This window comes from Actinokineospora sp. NPDC004072 (assembly GCF_053604195.1).
This window is the reverse complement of the sequence record NZ_JBSGHB010000032.1, coordinates 1-13,261: the sequence shown is the minus strand read 5'-3', so window position 1 is coordinate 13,261 and position 13,261 is coordinate 1. Positions and strand designations below refer to the sequence as shown.

Here is a 13,261-nt window from a genome sequence, read left to right as displayed (position 1 = left end):
CCGACGACCTCGAACCCGGGCACGTCCTCGAACAGGTCGGCGATGCCCCTGCGGACGATCTCGTGGTCGTCCACCAGGAAGATCCGGGTCATGGGTGTGCCTCCTCGCGCTCCCCGCCCAGCCTAGGACCGGGGGAGACCGGGGGCAGCCGACCGCCGACCCCGCCGATGGGGGACCAAAGTCCCTACGCGGCGACACCTGCCCTGACCACGAGGCGCGGGGCGAGCCCGGCGGCTGCCTGCACCTCGCTCGTGCGCGGTTGGGGCAGCGCGCAGGAGGACAGCCCGAGGACGGTGGCGGCGAGCAACACCGCGCTGGCCGCCACCCCGGTCCGCAGCCGGTCCGCCGCGGTGGCCCCCGGGCCGCTTGAGCACCAGCAGGGTTCCCGCGCCTGAGCCGTCGCGATAGCGGCCCCCGGGCGCCAGAGCCGCGCTGGCCGGGACGACGACGGCGGTCACCTCCAAGTCTTCGGCCGCGGTCGTGAGCGCGTCCGCCTGGTCGGGTCGCAGCGCCCAGCCGAGGTAGGGGCGGCGGTCGGCGCGGCATCGAACCAGCGCGGCGGCGCGGTCGATGTCGAGCGGCTCCGCGGCGCGCGGTGAGAAGGCGAGATCGGCGAGGTGGCCACGCGCCCGCGGCTCGCGCACCGCGGCGTGCCAGCCGAACGCCGCGAACGCGAGCACGGCGGCGTGCAGCGCAGCGCCCGCGGCGAGGAGCGCCGTGTCCCGATCGTGGACTGCACGCAGGCCCAAGGCCGGTTCGCCATGCTCCTTCGAACTCGTGCGGTGCCGAGCGACCCGCGGGTACTGGCCCGAGGGACGTCCGGGGACGAGAACGGGCTCGTCCACAGGGCCCGCGATGCGCAGGCCCACGCCGCCGGGGACCGGGTCCCAGCGCCAGCCCGCGGCGCCGAACGGGTTCTGCGCCCGCCCGCCGCGTCCATGGCGGCGCGGACGGTGCCGCTCTCCGGGAAGTCCTGCGCCATCTCGCTCCTTCCACGCCCGTCGTCGACCTCCAGTCCACATCGGCCTCCGGAGAGCGCGCCAGGGTCATCGCGCACCGGGTGCGCGGGGACCAAAGACCCAGCGCGTCGGTGATCTCCGCGGCTGTCCCGGGCGCCCGGGGTCGGGCCATCGTGGAGGGGAATCGAACGAGGAGGAGCTCATGTCGGTCAACAGCGCCCCGGTCGTCGTCGGGGTTGACGGTTCGCAGTCGAGCCTGGACGCGGTGGTGTGGGCGGCGCGGGAGGCCGCCGCGCGGGAGACCGGCTTGCGCGTGGTGCACGCCTTCATCTGGCCCAAGCTGGCCGTCCCGCTCGGCCCGGCCGAGTACGGCGACCCGACCGGCGGGCTGCGCAACGAGGCACGCCAGATCCTCGTCGACGCGGTGAACCGCGCCCGCGAGGCCGAGCCGGACATCGAGATCGACACAGCGATGCCCGAGACCGCGCCGGTCCCCGCGCTGCTGCGCGAGGCGGGCTCGGCCTGCGTGGTGGTGTTGGGCTCGCGCGGGCTGGGCGGATTCTCCGGGCTGCTGCTCGGGTCGACCGCCGTCCAGGTCGCTGCGCACGCCCCGGTGCCGGTCGTGGTCGTCCGCGAGGGCGACCCGGAAGCGCGGACGGTGGCCCGCGGGGACGTCGTCGTCGGCGTCGACGGCTCGCGGGACTCCGTCGACGCCATCGCCTTCGCCTTCGCCGAGGCCCAGCGCCTGGGCACCGGGGTGCTGGCGATCACCGTCAGCCCCGCGCGGATCGCGGACCCGGTGGACACCGGGGTCCTGCTGGCCGACGACGAGGACCCCGTGCCCGCCCTGGCCCTCGCCGAGTCCATGGCGGGATGGGCGGAGAAGCACCCGGACGTGCCGGTGCGCCGCGCGGTGACCCACGGCCACCCGGCCCGGACCCTCACCGGCATCGCCGCCGGGGCGGCGCTGCTCGTGGTCGGCTCCCGGGGCGCGGGTGGCTTCCGCGGCCTGCTGATGGGCTCGGTCAGCCAGGGCGTGCTCCACCACGCGACCTGCCCCGTCGCCATCGTCCGCTCGCAGCCGTAGACCGAGACCGAAGGGGCCGCCTCCCCCTGCGGAGGCGGCCCCTCCTGCGTCGGGCTGTCCAGTTCGAATCGGGTGATCAGGCGTGCGAGGTCCGGCGCGGTCCCGGCGGCTCGTCGGCAACTCGCGGTCCGGAGCCGAGGGCCGGTGGCACGGTGGCCGTGGCGGGTACTAGCCCTCGTCGGTCGTGCTCTGGCACCTTCTCGGGTGCAGGCGGGCGAGCAGTCCCGCCCGATTCGGGAGGGGCGTCGTCACATCGGGTTGGTGCGCACCTGCGCCACCGCGAGAATGGCGGCAGCGGCGAAGGGAAGCGCGAGATGCCCGACACGGGTGACACCACCGGCCTGGGCGGGCTGCGCCTCGACGAGTTGCTGGCCGAGCTGCAGGATCGGCTCAGCGAAATCGGTCGCACCCGCGACCGCATGCACGGCCTGCTGGAGGCCGTCATGGCCGTCGGCGCCGGATTGGAGCTGGACTCCACGCTGCAGCGGATCGTGCAGGCCGCGGTCGACCTCGTCGACGCCCGCTACGGCGCGCTGGGCGTCCTCGGCGGCCGGGCAGGTCTGCTCCAGGAGTTCGTCTACGTGGGCATCAGCCCCGAGGAGCGGTCGCGGATGGGGCACCTGCCCGAGGGGCGCGGCCTGCTCGGCCTGCTCATCAAGCACCCGAAGGTGATCCGCGTGCCCGAGTTGGGCGCGCACCCCGCGTCGGTGGGCTTCCCGCCGAACCACCCGCCGATGAGCAGCTTCCTCGGCGCGCCGGTGCGCGTCCGGGAGGAGGTCTTCGGCAACCTGTACCTCACGGAGAAGCGCGGCGCGAAGGAGTTCAGCGCCGAGGACGAGGTCGTCCTGCGGGCGCTGGCGGCCGCGGCGGGCGTGGCGATCGAGAACGCGCGGCTGTTCGAGCAGGGCCGAAGGCGGCATCGCTGGCTGGAGGCGTCCTCGGAGGTCCGCGCCGAGCTGCTCGCCGGAGCCAGCGCCGACGACGCGCTCGAGCTGGTCGTGCGCCGTGCGCTGGAGCTGACCGAGGCCGACTGCGTGCTCGTGCTGCTGGCCGATGGCACGGCGCTGCGGGTGCGCACGCGCAGCGGCGAGCTGGGCCGAGCCCTGGTCGGCGTGCCCATCCCGGCGGACGCCCCGGTCCTGCGCGGTGTCCTGGAGGCGGGCGCGGCCGAGCTGGTGCCGGACTTGGCGGCCGTGCTGGGCGAGAGCCCCGGGGCGGACGGGCTCGGCTTCGGCCCGGCGCTGGCCGTGCCGCTGCGCACCGACGACCGGGTCAGCGGCGTGCTGCTGGCCACCCGGGACAAGGGCGGCCACCGCTTCGACCCGGACCTGGTGCCCATGCTGGTCTCCTTCGCCGACCAGGCGGGCCTGGCCCTGCAGGCCGCCCAGGCCCAGCGCGACCGCCGCCTGCTCGATGTGCTCGCCGACCGCGACCGCATCGCCCGCGACCTGCACGACCACGTGATCCAGCGCCTCTACGCCTCCGGCATGACGCTGCAAGGCACCCTCAACCGGATCACCACCCCCGAGGTGCGCGAGCGCATCAGCCGCGTGGTGGAGCAGTTGGACGAGACCGTCCGCGAGATCCGCACCAGCATCTTCGACCTGCACACCGCGGGCCAGGACACCCCGGCGGGCGCGCGCAGGCGGTTCATGGACGCCATCACCGAGACCGCGGCCGACAGCGGGATCACGCCGGCGGTGCGGATGTCCGGCCCGGTGGACACCCTTGTCCCGCCCCATGTGACCGAGCACGCGGAGGCGGTCGTCCGCGAGGCGGTCAGCAACGCCGTCCGCCACGCCGCGCCCACGGCGATCACCGTGACCATCGAGGCCGACCAGGAGTTGGTGATCGACGTGGTGGACGACGGCGCCGGCCTGCCGGACCACTTCGCCCGCAGCGGCCTGGCCAACCTCGAACACCGCGCCACCGCCTGCGACGGCAGCCTCACCCTCGCCCCCGCCGTCCCGCAGGGCACCCGGCTGACCTGGCGCGTGCCCCTGCCGTAGCCGCGGACGGCCCCGCCGGGGCGGCAGCGGTCTGGGCCGTTCGTGGTCGGGCCGTTGTGTTCGGGTGCGGAGCCGGGACCCGGGCTGGAGGGGTCCAAGGTCACCGCCGGATGGGGACGGCAGGCGCTGCCAGCGGGTGGGCATCCGCGGCGACGATCGGCTCAGTCGCCACCCACCGGGAGCCCACTGATGACCGCAGGCACCGCGCAGTCCACGTCCACCGCCGACCCCGTCCCGCGGAACCGCCCTCCCGCGCGGTGGCGGTCGGCCACCCACCGGTCCACCGGGCAGCTCTCCCCGCTGGGCAACCGGCAGCGGTCCGAGCACGTGAGCGGCGGGGAGTGGAACCGGTGACCGCCACCGCCGTGCACTGGGCCCGCTGCCGCGACGGCGGCGCCGTCGAGATCCGGCGCCTGGGCGCCGCCGACGAGGACGCCTTGCGCCTGCTGCACGCCGCGCTTCCGCCCGAGGACCGCTACCTGAGGTTCTTCACCCTCGGCAGGTCCAACGCCGAACAGTACGTGCGCAGCCTGACCGACCCCGACCACGCCCGCCCCGCGGTCGGAGCCTTCCGCGACGGGGCCCTGCTCGGCGCCGCCAGCTATGCGCGCACCGGGCCCGGCGTCGCCGAGTTCGCGGTCTCGGTCGCCCATCACGACCAGGCGCACGGCATCGGGACCCTGCTGCTGCAGAACCTGGTCGAGCGCGCCCGCGCGGACGGGGTGACCACCCTCACCGCCGACGTGCTCACCGCCAACCACCGGATGCTGCGGGTGTTGGACGACCTCGGTCTGCCCGTGCGCACCGAACGCGACGACGACGTCATCCGGATCACCATGCCGCTCGACGAGGACAGCGCTTCTCTCGACGCCTACCTGACCGCCGTGGACCATCGAGCCCGCACGGCCGTTGTCGCGGGAATGGTCCCGTTGCTGCGTCCGGTGTCGGTCGCCGTGATCGGCGCGGGCAGGCGTGCGGATTCCGTGGGGCACGTCGTGCTGGTCAACATCCGCCGCGGCGGCTTCCCCGGCCAGCTCACGGCCGTGAACCCGCACGCCCGGTCGATCGCGGGCGTGCCGTGCGTGCCCAGCGTCGCCGACCTGGCCGAGCCGCCCGAACTGGCGGTGGTGTGCGTGCCCGCGCCCGCGGTTCCGCGCGTGGTGCGGGAGTGCGCCGCAGTCGGGGTGCGCGCCCTCGTGGTGGTCACCGCCGGGCTGTCAGCGGCCGATTCCGCCGCGGTGAGCGAGGTCGTGCGCGAGCACGGGATGCGGATGGTCGGGCCCAACTGCCTGGGCGTCGCGAACCCGCTCGCGCGGCTCGACGCGACCTTCATGGACCGGCCGCCGCTGCCCGGGCGGGTGGGGCTGGCCTGCCAGTCCGGCGGGATCGCGATCGGGCTGGTGCGCGAGCTGTCCCGGGTCGGCATCGGCGTGTCCACCCTGGTGTCCACAGGGGACAAGATCGACATCAGCGGCAATGACCTGCTGCACTGGTGGTCGGCCGACGACGGCACGGACGCCGCGGTGCTCTACCTGGAGTCCTTCGGCGACCCGCGCCGCTTCGCCCGGCTCGCCAGGGCGCTGGCCCGGCGCAAACCGCTGGTCGCCATCCGCGCCGGGGTCTCGGCCGAGGGCAGCCGGGCGGCCGGGTCGCACACCGCGGCGCTGGCCACCCCGGCGGCCACGGCCGACGCGCTGTACCGGCAGGCGGGGATCACTGCCGTCGACTCGACGGCCGAGGCCGTCGAGGTTCTGGCGCTGCTGCTCGACCAGCCGCTTCCCTTGGGGAGGCGCACCGCCGTCGTCACCAACGCGGGCGGCGCCGGTGTGCTCGCCGCCGACTCCTGCGCCGCCGCGGGCCTGCCGGTCGCCGCGCTCGGCGAATCGACGGTGCGCCGCCTCCGCGCCCGGCTGCCCGCCACGGCGGCGGTCGGGAATCCGGTCGACACGACCGCGGTCGTCACCGCCGACGCCTTCGCCGAGTGCGTCGCCGCCGTGCTCGCCGATCCCGGCGTGGACGCGGTCGTCGCGATCACCGTGCCCACCGCGCTCGGCGACCCGGGGACCGCCATCGACCGCGTCGCGAAGGCCGCGCTCGAACTCGGCAAGCCGCTCGTCGGAGTCCGCATCGGACAGGAGTCTCCGGTGGAAGCGGGCGTGCCGCCCCGCTACGCCGACCCGGCAGCGGCGGTGCGCGCCATCGCCGCCGCGGCTGACCGCCGGTCCTGGCTGGACCGGCGCGCCGTGCGCGTGGCCCAGCCCGCGGACTTCGACGGCGGCGCCGTCGCCGCCCTCGTCGCCGATCGGCTCGCCGAACACCCGGAAGGCGTCTGGCTGGACCCGGCGGACAGCCTCACGCTGCTCACCGCGGCGGGCATCCCGGTTGTCGCCGGGGAGACCGTGCCGGACGCCGACGCGGCGGTGGACTTCTGGCGCAGGGTGGGTGTCCCGGTCGTGGTCAAGGCCGTCACCGGCGGCCTGCTGCACAAGAGCAGGGCCGGGGGAGTCCTGCTCGACCTGCGCACGGAGGCGGACGTGCGGGCCGCCGTGGCGGCCCTGCGCGACCGCTTCGACGCCGGGCTGCGCTCGGTGTTCGTGCAGCCGATGGTGGGGCGCGGCCCCGAACTGCTCATCGGCGTCCGCAACGACCCGCGCTTCGGTCCGCTGGTGGCCTTCGGCGCGGGCGGCACCGACGCCGAAGCGCTGGACGACCAGGTGATGCGGCTGTGCCCGCTCACCGAGGGCGACATCGCCGAGATGAGCACCGCCCCGCGAATCGCCCGCGCACACCCAGACCCGGCCGCCGCGGACGTGCTGCGCCGGGTGGCCCGGCTGGCCGAGACCGTCCCCGAACTGGCTGAACTCGACATCAACCCGCTCACCGCCGGACGCGCGGTCGACGCCCGCGCCCGCATCCTCCCCACCCCGGACAGCTGAAGGGAACCGCCATGGCACGCACGCTCGTGGTCTTCGAGTCGATGTTCGGCAACACCAGGGAGATCGCCGCCGTCATCGCCGACGGCATGGCCGCCGCCGGGCCGGTCACGCTCGTCGAGGTCGGCGCCGCCCCGGACCGCCTGCCCGATGACGTGGGCCTGCTGCTGGTCGGCGGCCCCACCCACGCCTTCGGCATGAGCAGGCGGAGGACCCGGGAATCCGCGCGCCAGCAGGCGGGCGGCCCGCTCGTCTCGCCGGGCCGGGGCGTCCGCGAGTGGCTCGCCGAACTGCAGGGCAGGCCCGAGGTGGTCGCGCACGCCTTCGACACCCGCATGCGCGTGCGGGGTCTGCCCGGCTCGGCCGCACGCGGCATGCGCAGGGCACTGCGCCACGCGGGCTTCACCGTCGGCGAGGCCGAGACGTTCTGGGTCACCGGCACCCCCGGACCGCTGGTCGCGGGCGAGATCGACCGGGCCGCAGCATGGGCCGGGGGACTCGCCGCGCGCGTCCCGCGGGAGGCGCGGTGAGCGGCAGGACCCGGGGTCGGGCGAGGACCGCGCTCGGTTCGCCGATCACCAGCTGGGGCGGGTGCTGGCGCCGGGAAGGCGGTGGCACACCTCGGCGACCGGGCGCCTGGCGGTGGCGGGCAGCGGATCCGTCGATCCCGGCGCGCAGCCGACCCGGATGACCAGCTGCGGTTCGCCGCGACCGGCCAGGAGGCGATCGCGCAGGCGCGCCCGCACGCCGTCGACCTCGACGTTCTGGGACAGCACGCAGGTCGCCAGGCCCAGCGCGGTCGCGGTGAGCAGCACGGCGCTGGCCGCCTCCCCAGCGCGCAGCCGCGCCGCCCGGGCGTCTCCCGCGGTGGCGAGGACCAGCAGCATCCCGGCATCCGGCCCGCCCGGGTCGCCGGGCGGCTCGGTGAGCAGGCCCCCGGGGAAATACCGCATGGGCAGGCCACCGTGCCGGACCGCCCCGCTCGGCGAGTTGGCGGCGGCAACCCCCTCGGGCACACCGCGGGCGCGGCCGGTCCAGTGGACCAGCTCCCGCCGCACCTGGGTGTCGACCCGCTGTCGCGCCGCGCCCGCCAGCAGGCTCACCGCCACCTCCAGCCGCTCCTCCTCGCCGACGAGCGGGATCGCCGCCACGCCCAGTCGCGCCGCGGCCCGCACCAGCGCGGCGACGGCCCGGTCCGGGACGGGCCGCGCGCTGTAGCGGCGCCGGTCGGTGCGCCGCAGCGGGATCGCCGCGGCGAGATCGGCACCCGCGGGCGGGCAGGGGCGCAGGCCGAGGGCGGCGAGATGGTCGTCGTCCTCGGGGCCGACGGGCAGGTCCACAGCGGACCAACCGCGCGCGGCCAGCGCGACCCGCAGGTGGTGCAGCGCGGCGCCGCAGCTGATCACCAGGTCGCGGCCGTGCGGGTCGGTGGCGGGCAGCCATCGGGCGCGGTCGGCCATCAGGTGCAGCGACCGCGTCCCGACGAGCCACCGCCACGGCTGGGTGTTGTGCACCGACGGGGCCCGGTTGGCGAGGGCGATCACGGACATGAGCGGGTCGTGGCCCGGCCACGGCGACGAAACGGACACGGCTGCTCCTCGGTTCGGTTTCCCTGCCATTGCTCCGCCTGTCATTGCAGCCGACGGCGGAGCGCCTGCGCCGTCGTCGGACGTCCCGCGCCACGGGGACGTTCGACCCTCTTCGCCCGTGCGCGCAGGACGCGAGGCTGGGCATGCGACAACCGAGAGCGAGGGAGAGCGCCATGTCCAACCCGGAGGGGACCACCGCGACCGGCATCGGCCGCGCCGCGGCGGACCGGCCGGTCACCCAGCCCATCGCCGCCGGAGTCACCTGCCGCACCGGCTCGGAGTCCACCGTCGGCGGTGGGGCGGTCGGCGGGTCACCGCTGATCGCGTCGGTCCGATGACCGCCCACAGCCCGCGGTGGACCTGCGCGGAGGAGGCCGTCCTCGTCGCGGCGGTGGACCGCGCGCCGTCGGTGCACGGCACCCGGCCCTGGGCACTGGAGACCCGCGACCGCGACGCCCTGGTCATCGAGCGGGCCGCCCTGCGCCTGCCGCGGCAGGACCCGTTCGGCCGGGACCGGCTGATCTCCTGCGGCGCGGCCGTGGCCACCCTGCGGCTCGCCTGCCGCGGACTCGGCTGGACCGAGTCCTGGCGGCAGTTCCCGCTGCCCGAGCGCCGCGACGTCGTCGCCGTGGTGCGCGCGGGCGAGCGCAAGCCCTCCGACCGCGGCGAGCTGGCGCGGTACGCGGCCATCGGCGCCCGCCGCAGCCACCGCGCCCGATTCGCCGCCCCGCCCCCGGTCGCCGCCCGGGCCGCGCTGCTGAAGGCGACCGACGTGGCGGGCGCGGCCGTGGTCCTGCTCGCCGGGCCCGAGCGCGATGCCGCCGTGGGGCGCCTGCTCACCCACGCCGCCGACCACATCGGTAACGACCCCGCCTACCGCGCGGAGCTGGCCGCCTGGTGCGGGCCGGAGGCGGACCCGAGGCTGTGGTCCGGCCTGGGCGCCGAGGCGGACCAGCACCCCGGCGGACCGACCCTGGCCGACCGGCTCGCCGATGAGGCGCATCTGGTGGTTATCACCACCGGCGACGGCCGCAGCGACCACCTGCACGCCGGGATCGCGCTGCAGCAGACCTGGCTGGCCGCCACCGCCCTGGGCCTCGCGGCCTCCGCCGTCACCCTGCCCCTGCACCTGCACGAAGTCCGCGCCGGGCTCGTCGAGGCCGCCGAACTGCCCGGTTTCCCGCAGGCGATCCTGCGGGTCGGCGTCCCGGCGGTCGGCCCCGCGCCCAGGTCCCGCCGTCCCCCCGCCGCACTGCCGCGCACACCCGGAAAGGTCCGCTGATGCCCCTGATCATCGCCGCCGTCGACGGCTCGGCCGCCGCCCTCGACGCCGTCCGCTGGGCGGCCTGCGCGGCCGCGGCGCGCGGCCTGCCGCTGCGGCTGCTGCACGCCTACCCGCCGCCCCCGCCCCGGCTGCCCGCCGCCCTCGACCCGGACGACCGGTGGGCGGCGGCCATGACCGACCACGCCGAGCGCGTGCTCGCCGAGGCGTCCGCCGCGGCCCGCGCCGCCGCGCCCGGCGTCACGCCGATCCTCGACGCGCGGATGGGCACGCCCGCCCAGGTCGTCGTCGACGCCTCCCTCGACGCCCGCGCCGTCGTGCTGGGTAGTCGGGGGCTCGGTGGGTTCCGCGGCCTGCTCGCGGGCTCGCTTGCGCTGACGATGGCCACCCATGCCCACAGCCCGGTCGTCGTCGTCCGCGGCGCACCCGAGCAGGGGCCCGTCGTCGTGGGCGTTGACGGGTCCCCGGCAGGTGATGCGGCGCTGGCGTTCGCCTTCGACGAGGCCGCGCACCGCGGTGCCGGGCTGCGTGCCGTGCACACCTGGCTCGACACCGCCTACATCGCGGGCTGGTATCCGCTGCCGGTCCAGATGGACTGGGACGCGATCGCCGAGGGCGAGCGCGCGTTGCTGGCCGAGCGGCTGGCGGGCTGGGCCGAGAAGTACCCCGAGGTGGCGGTCGAGCGCGTCGTGGTCCGCGACCGCCCGGCCCGGGCCCTGCTCGACCACGCCGAGGATGCCCAGCTGCTGGTCGTCGGCAGCCGCGGGCACAGCCCGCTGGCCTGCGTCGTCCTCGGCGGCACCGCCCAAGCCGTCCTGCGCCACGCCGAGTGCCCGGTCGCCGTCGTCCCGCCGCGCTGACCCGCGCGCACCCGCACGGCCCCGGCCCTCCCCGGCCGGGGCCGTTCCCGTTACCCAGTCCGGGTTCAGGTCCGCACCGGGATCACGGCTCGTCGACGCGGACCCCGCTGACCATCGCGAAAGCCGTCCCCGGTCAACCCCAGCACGTGCTGCTCACCGAGGCAGGCCTCGGCGACGTCGGACCCGTCGCGACCCGGCCGCGCACGCGAAGCCCCGACCCGCGAACGGGTCGGGGCTTCTCCTCGGTGGGGTCACCGCAGCCAGCGGTTGCGGTCGACCAGGTCGAGCCGCGCCCAGCGCCTGCCCAGGCCCCACACGTCGCCTGCGCATGCGACGGCGAGCAGGACCAGCACCAGGGCGTAGACGATGTGGTAGTCGAGCACCGGGTTGGTCGAGCGGGTCAGCTCGCCGGCGTCGGTGTGGCGGGCCAGCGGCCATTCCGCGGCCCACATCAGCAGCAGCTGCAGCGAGCCCGCCGCGGCGGCCACGCGCAGGCCCACGCCCAGCAGCAGGGCGGCGCCGATGCCGAGCAGCCCGGCCATGAACAGCCAGTCCGCCCACGCCTGCCCGGCCCAGGAGCGGAACACGTCGCCGAGCGGGCCGCGGTCGATGCTGCCGAGGAAGCCCTTGGTCGGCGACCCGCCGTTGATCCAGGCGTTGGCGGCGGGGGTCGCGTAGCCGATGCCGAAGGTCTTGTCGAGGAACGCCCAGGTGAAGACCAGGCCCATCGCGATGCGGATCGCGGCGAGCAGCCGTGCGGTGGGCAGGGGCCGCTCGACGCCCGCGGTGGGGGCGGGGTGCGCGAGCTGGTTGGTGCGGCGGGGGGCGTGGTGCAGGGTCATCTCTTCCTCCGTCGGTCGGGGTGTTCAGAGTGCTTGGGGGCCGGTTCCGGGCAGGCGGGACAGGAGGTCCTCGACCGGGCGGCGCGGGGTGGCGGGCAGCGGGGCAGCGTCGGCGGGCGCCCAGCCGAGCCGCAGGATCAGCTGGGGGACCCCGGCCCCGTCGAGCGCCCCGACGCGGATCGCCGCGCGGGTCTCGGGCAGTTCGAGCGGTTGGGACAGCGGGCAGGTGGCCAGGCCGAGGCTGGTGGCCGCCAGCAGCACCGCGCTGGCCGCCTCGCCCGCCCGCAGCCGGGAGAGCGGGTCGTCGCCCGCGGTGGCGAGCACCAGCAGCGCGCCTGCGTCGACTTCCTGCTCCTGCCCGGTGGTGGTCAGGGAACCGGCGCTGAAGGCGCGCATGACCACCCCGTTGTGCGTCATCGGGGCGTTCGGCGCCGCTGTGCGGGGGACGCCGTCGCTGCCCGTGCGGGCGCGCCCTGACCACAGCCCCAGTTCGGTGCGGTAGCCGTCGAGGCATTCCTGCCGCGCGGCGGCCGACGTGAACGCCGTCGTCAGCCCTCGCCGCGCCCGGACGCCCGCGATCGGGACGGCGAGCGCGCCTTGCTCGGCCGCTGTGGCGGCGAAGAAGTCGAGGTGGCTCGCGGGGACCGGCCGGGACGAGAATCGGCGGCGGTCGGTGCGCCGCCTGCCGATCGCCGCGACGAGTGCGACCTGCTCGTCGGTCGCGGTCGCGGCGCGCGGTTCCACGGCGGCCAGGTGGGCCGGTTCCGCAGGGTTGGGCAGGCGGTGCACCCGGGCGGCGAAGCCCAGGCCCGCGAACGCGGTCCGCAGGTGGTGCAGTGCGGCTCCGCAGCTGACCAGCAGGTCCCGCCCGTCGGGGTCAGTGGCGCGCAGCCAGCGGTCCCAGTCGGCCATCAGGTGCACCGACTCCGCACCGGCGACCCAGCGCCACGGCTGGGTGTTGTGCACCGACGGCGCCCGTCCGGCCAAGGCGAGCACGGCGCGCACTGTGCCGCGGTCTGGTTGTGCTGCGGTCATGGCGCCTCCTTCCCTCTCGGTGTCAACTCTCGCGGCCACGACCTGATCAGGTGAGAGTCGAAGGTGGGCACCGATGCGGGACCTTGGCTCCCCGCGCCGTCCGGGACGGCGCGGCGAGTTCTCCGGCCGCACCACGTCAGAAGGAGGTCGAGATGCACAAGCACGCCAGGCCCTGCGCGCTGCTGCGCAGGCACGCCTTGCGCGGTGACGACGCGATCGCCGAGGACATCCGGCATGAACGGCGTGCCCACCGGCGAGGGGGGCCAAGGTCCCACCCGCCTGGGGACCGTCGTGCGTATCGGCGCCGCGGGCCTCGCGGCGACGATCAGCAGTACCGACGGGCGAAAGGAACCGACCGTGAGCACAGCACCGACCGGCGTGATCGCGGTGGGGGCCTGCGGCTCCGACCCTTCCGCCGTCGCCCTGGAGCGGGCCGTCGCCGAGGCCGAGCGGCTGCCGACCACTGCGTCCGCCACCCCCCGGTGCCCGTCGTGCTCACCCCGAGGCCCTCGCACCCGCCGAAGCGGCCGCGCTGACGCCCGGTCCGCTGTTCTGACCCCCAGGAGTCCACCATGCGCGCCCACCCCGGCGACTGGCTCGTCGTCGAACGAGCCGATGACCACCGCGAGGCCCGCCGCGGCCACATCGAGGAGGTCGCCCACCCC

Annotated in this window: 13 protein-coding genes; 9 read left to right on the top strand and 4 right to left on the bottom strand. The window is 76.1% G+C overall.

What is annotated here, in order from left to right; all coding sequences use genetic code 11:
* Positions 1 to 184: 184 nt before the first annotated feature.
* Positions 185 to 406 carry a nitroreductase family protein gene (locus ACWEPX_RS31365; RefSeq protein ID WP_451900891.1) on the bottom strand — a complete coding sequence of 74 codons (222 nt, stop codon included), beginning with the start codon at positions 404 to 406 and terminating at the stop codon, positions 185 to 187.
* Positions 407 to 1,161: 755 nt separating this feature from the next.
* Here ACWEPX_RS31365 and ACWEPX_RS31360 point away from each other — a divergent pair.
* The 5 genes from ACWEPX_RS31360 (at position 1,162) to ACWEPX_RS31340 (ending at position 7,518) form a co-directional block, all read left to right on the top strand.
* Complete coding sequence (locus ACWEPX_RS31360) at positions 1,162 to 2,046, top strand: universal stress protein (RefSeq protein ID WP_451900889.1); 885 nt, start codon at positions 1,162 to 1,164, stop codon at positions 2,044 to 2,046.
* Between the two features lie 314 nt (positions 2,047 to 2,360).
* The gene (locus ACWEPX_RS31355; RefSeq protein ID WP_451900888.1) at positions 2,361 to 4,055 is read left to right on the top strand and encodes a GAF domain-containing protein; all 1,695 of its coding nucleotides are present in this window, start codon (positions 2,361 to 2,363) and stop codon (positions 4,053 to 4,055) included.
* A 189-nt stretch (positions 4,056 to 4,244) separates the two neighbouring features.
* Positions 4,245 to 4,409, top strand: coding sequence for a hypothetical protein (locus ACWEPX_RS31350; RefSeq protein ID WP_451900887.1), 165 nt, complete (start codon positions 4,245 to 4,247; stop codon positions 4,407 to 4,409).
* Positions 4,406 to 6,991 carry a bifunctional acetate--CoA ligase family protein/GNAT family N-acetyltransferase gene (locus ACWEPX_RS31345; RefSeq protein ID WP_451900886.1) on the top strand — a complete coding sequence of 862 codons (2,586 nt, stop codon included), beginning with the start codon at positions 4,406 to 4,408 and terminating at the stop codon, positions 6,989 to 6,991. Before ACWEPX_RS31350 ends, ACWEPX_RS31345 begins: the two co-directional genes overlap by 4 nt.
* A gap of 11 nt (positions 6,992 to 7,002) precedes the next feature.
* Complete coding sequence (locus ACWEPX_RS31340) at positions 7,003 to 7,518, top strand: flavodoxin family protein (RefSeq protein ID WP_451900885.1); 516 nt, start codon at positions 7,003 to 7,005, stop codon at positions 7,516 to 7,518.
* A gap of 45 nt (positions 7,519 to 7,563) precedes the next feature.
* Here the strand turns inward: ACWEPX_RS31340 and ACWEPX_RS31335 are convergent, their stop codons facing one another.
* Complete coding sequence (locus tag ACWEPX_RS31335) at positions 7,564 to 8,577, bottom strand: Acg family FMN-binding oxidoreductase (protein ID WP_451900884.1); 1,014 nt, start codon at positions 8,575 to 8,577, stop codon at positions 7,564 to 7,566.
* Positions 8,578 to 8,750: 173 nt separating this feature from the next.
* Between ACWEPX_RS31335 and ACWEPX_RS31330 the strand changes: the two genes are divergently transcribed.
* From ACWEPX_RS31330 to ACWEPX_RS31320, 3 genes are read left to right on the top strand one after another with little or no spacing between them, the layout of a single operon-like run.
* Positions 8,751 to 8,915 carry a hypothetical protein gene (locus ACWEPX_RS31330; protein ID WP_451900883.1) on the top strand — a complete coding sequence of 55 codons (165 nt, stop codon included), beginning with the start codon at positions 8,751 to 8,753 and terminating at the stop codon, positions 8,913 to 8,915.
* Complete coding sequence (locus tag ACWEPX_RS31325; protein ID WP_451900882.1) at positions 8,912 to 9,859, top strand: nitroreductase family protein; 948 nt, start codon at positions 8,912 to 8,914, stop codon at positions 9,857 to 9,859. The genes ACWEPX_RS31330 and ACWEPX_RS31325 overlap by 4 nt, the downstream gene beginning before the upstream one ends.
* Positions 9,859 to 10,719, top strand: a complete 861-nt coding sequence (locus ACWEPX_RS31320; protein ID WP_451900881.1) for a universal stress protein — start codon at positions 9,859 to 9,861, stop codon at positions 10,717 to 10,719. Before ACWEPX_RS31325 ends, ACWEPX_RS31320 begins: the two co-directional genes overlap by 1 nt.
* Positions 10,720 to 10,970: 251 nt before the next feature.
* Here ACWEPX_RS31320 and ACWEPX_RS31315 read toward each other — a convergent pair whose 3' ends face one another.
* Both ACWEPX_RS31315 and ACWEPX_RS31310 read right to left on the bottom strand, forming a co-directional pair.
* Positions 10,971 to 11,561 carry a hypothetical protein gene (locus ACWEPX_RS31315; protein WP_451900880.1) on the bottom strand — a complete coding sequence of 197 codons (591 nt, stop codon included), beginning with the start codon at positions 11,559 to 11,561 and terminating at the stop codon, positions 10,971 to 10,973.
* 24 nt (positions 11,562 to 11,585) lie between these two features.
* Positions 11,586 to 12,596 (bottom strand): Acg family FMN-binding oxidoreductase, encoded by a 1,011-nt coding sequence (locus ACWEPX_RS31310; RefSeq protein ID WP_451900879.1) that lies wholly within the window; start codon positions 12,594 to 12,596, stop codon positions 11,586 to 11,588.
* A gap of 572 nt (positions 12,597 to 13,168) precedes the next feature.
* On the opposite strand from ACWEPX_RS31310, the gene ACWEPX_RS31305 reads away from it, so the two are divergent.
* A partial coding sequence (locus tag ACWEPX_RS31305) for a DUF1918 domain-containing protein (RefSeq protein WP_451900890.1) occupies positions 13,169 to 13,261 on the top strand: 93 nt, incomplete at its 3' end.

Excerpts from the sequence above, each read along its gene's own strand:
- ACWEPX_RS31315 (WP_451900880.1), bottom strand. The coding sequence starts at position 11,561 with ATGACCCTGCACCACGCCCCCCGCCGCACCAACCAGCTCGCGCACCCC.
- ACWEPX_RS31310 (WP_451900879.1), bottom strand. The coding sequence starts at position 12,596 with ATGACCGCAGCACAACCAGACCGCGGCACAGTGCGCGCCGTGCTCGCC.
- ACWEPX_RS31355 (WP_451900888.1), top strand. The coding sequence starts at position 2,361 with ATGCCCGACACGGGTGACACCACCGGCCTGGGCGGGCTGCGCCTCGAC.
- ACWEPX_RS31360 (WP_451900889.1), top strand. The coding sequence starts at position 1,162 with ATGTCGGTCAACAGCGCCCCGGTCGTCGTCGGGGTTGACGGTTCGCAG.
- ACWEPX_RS31325 (WP_451900882.1), top strand. The coding sequence starts at position 8,912 with ATGACCGCCCACAGCCCGCGGTGGACCTGCGCGGAGGAGGCCGTCCTC.
- ACWEPX_RS31320 (WP_451900881.1), top strand. The coding sequence starts at position 9,859 with ATGCCCCTGATCATCGCCGCCGTCGACGGCTCGGCCGCCGCCCTCGAC.
- ACWEPX_RS31340 (WP_451900885.1), top strand. The coding sequence starts at position 7,003 with ATGGCACGCACGCTCGTGGTCTTCGAGTCGATGTTCGGCAACACCAGG.
- ACWEPX_RS31330 (WP_451900883.1), top strand. The coding sequence starts at position 8,751 with ATGTCCAACCCGGAGGGGACCACCGCGACCGGCATCGGCCGCGCCGCG.
- ACWEPX_RS31350 (WP_451900887.1), top strand. The coding sequence starts at position 4,245 with ATGACCGCAGGCACCGCGCAGTCCACGTCCACCGCCGACCCCGTCCCG.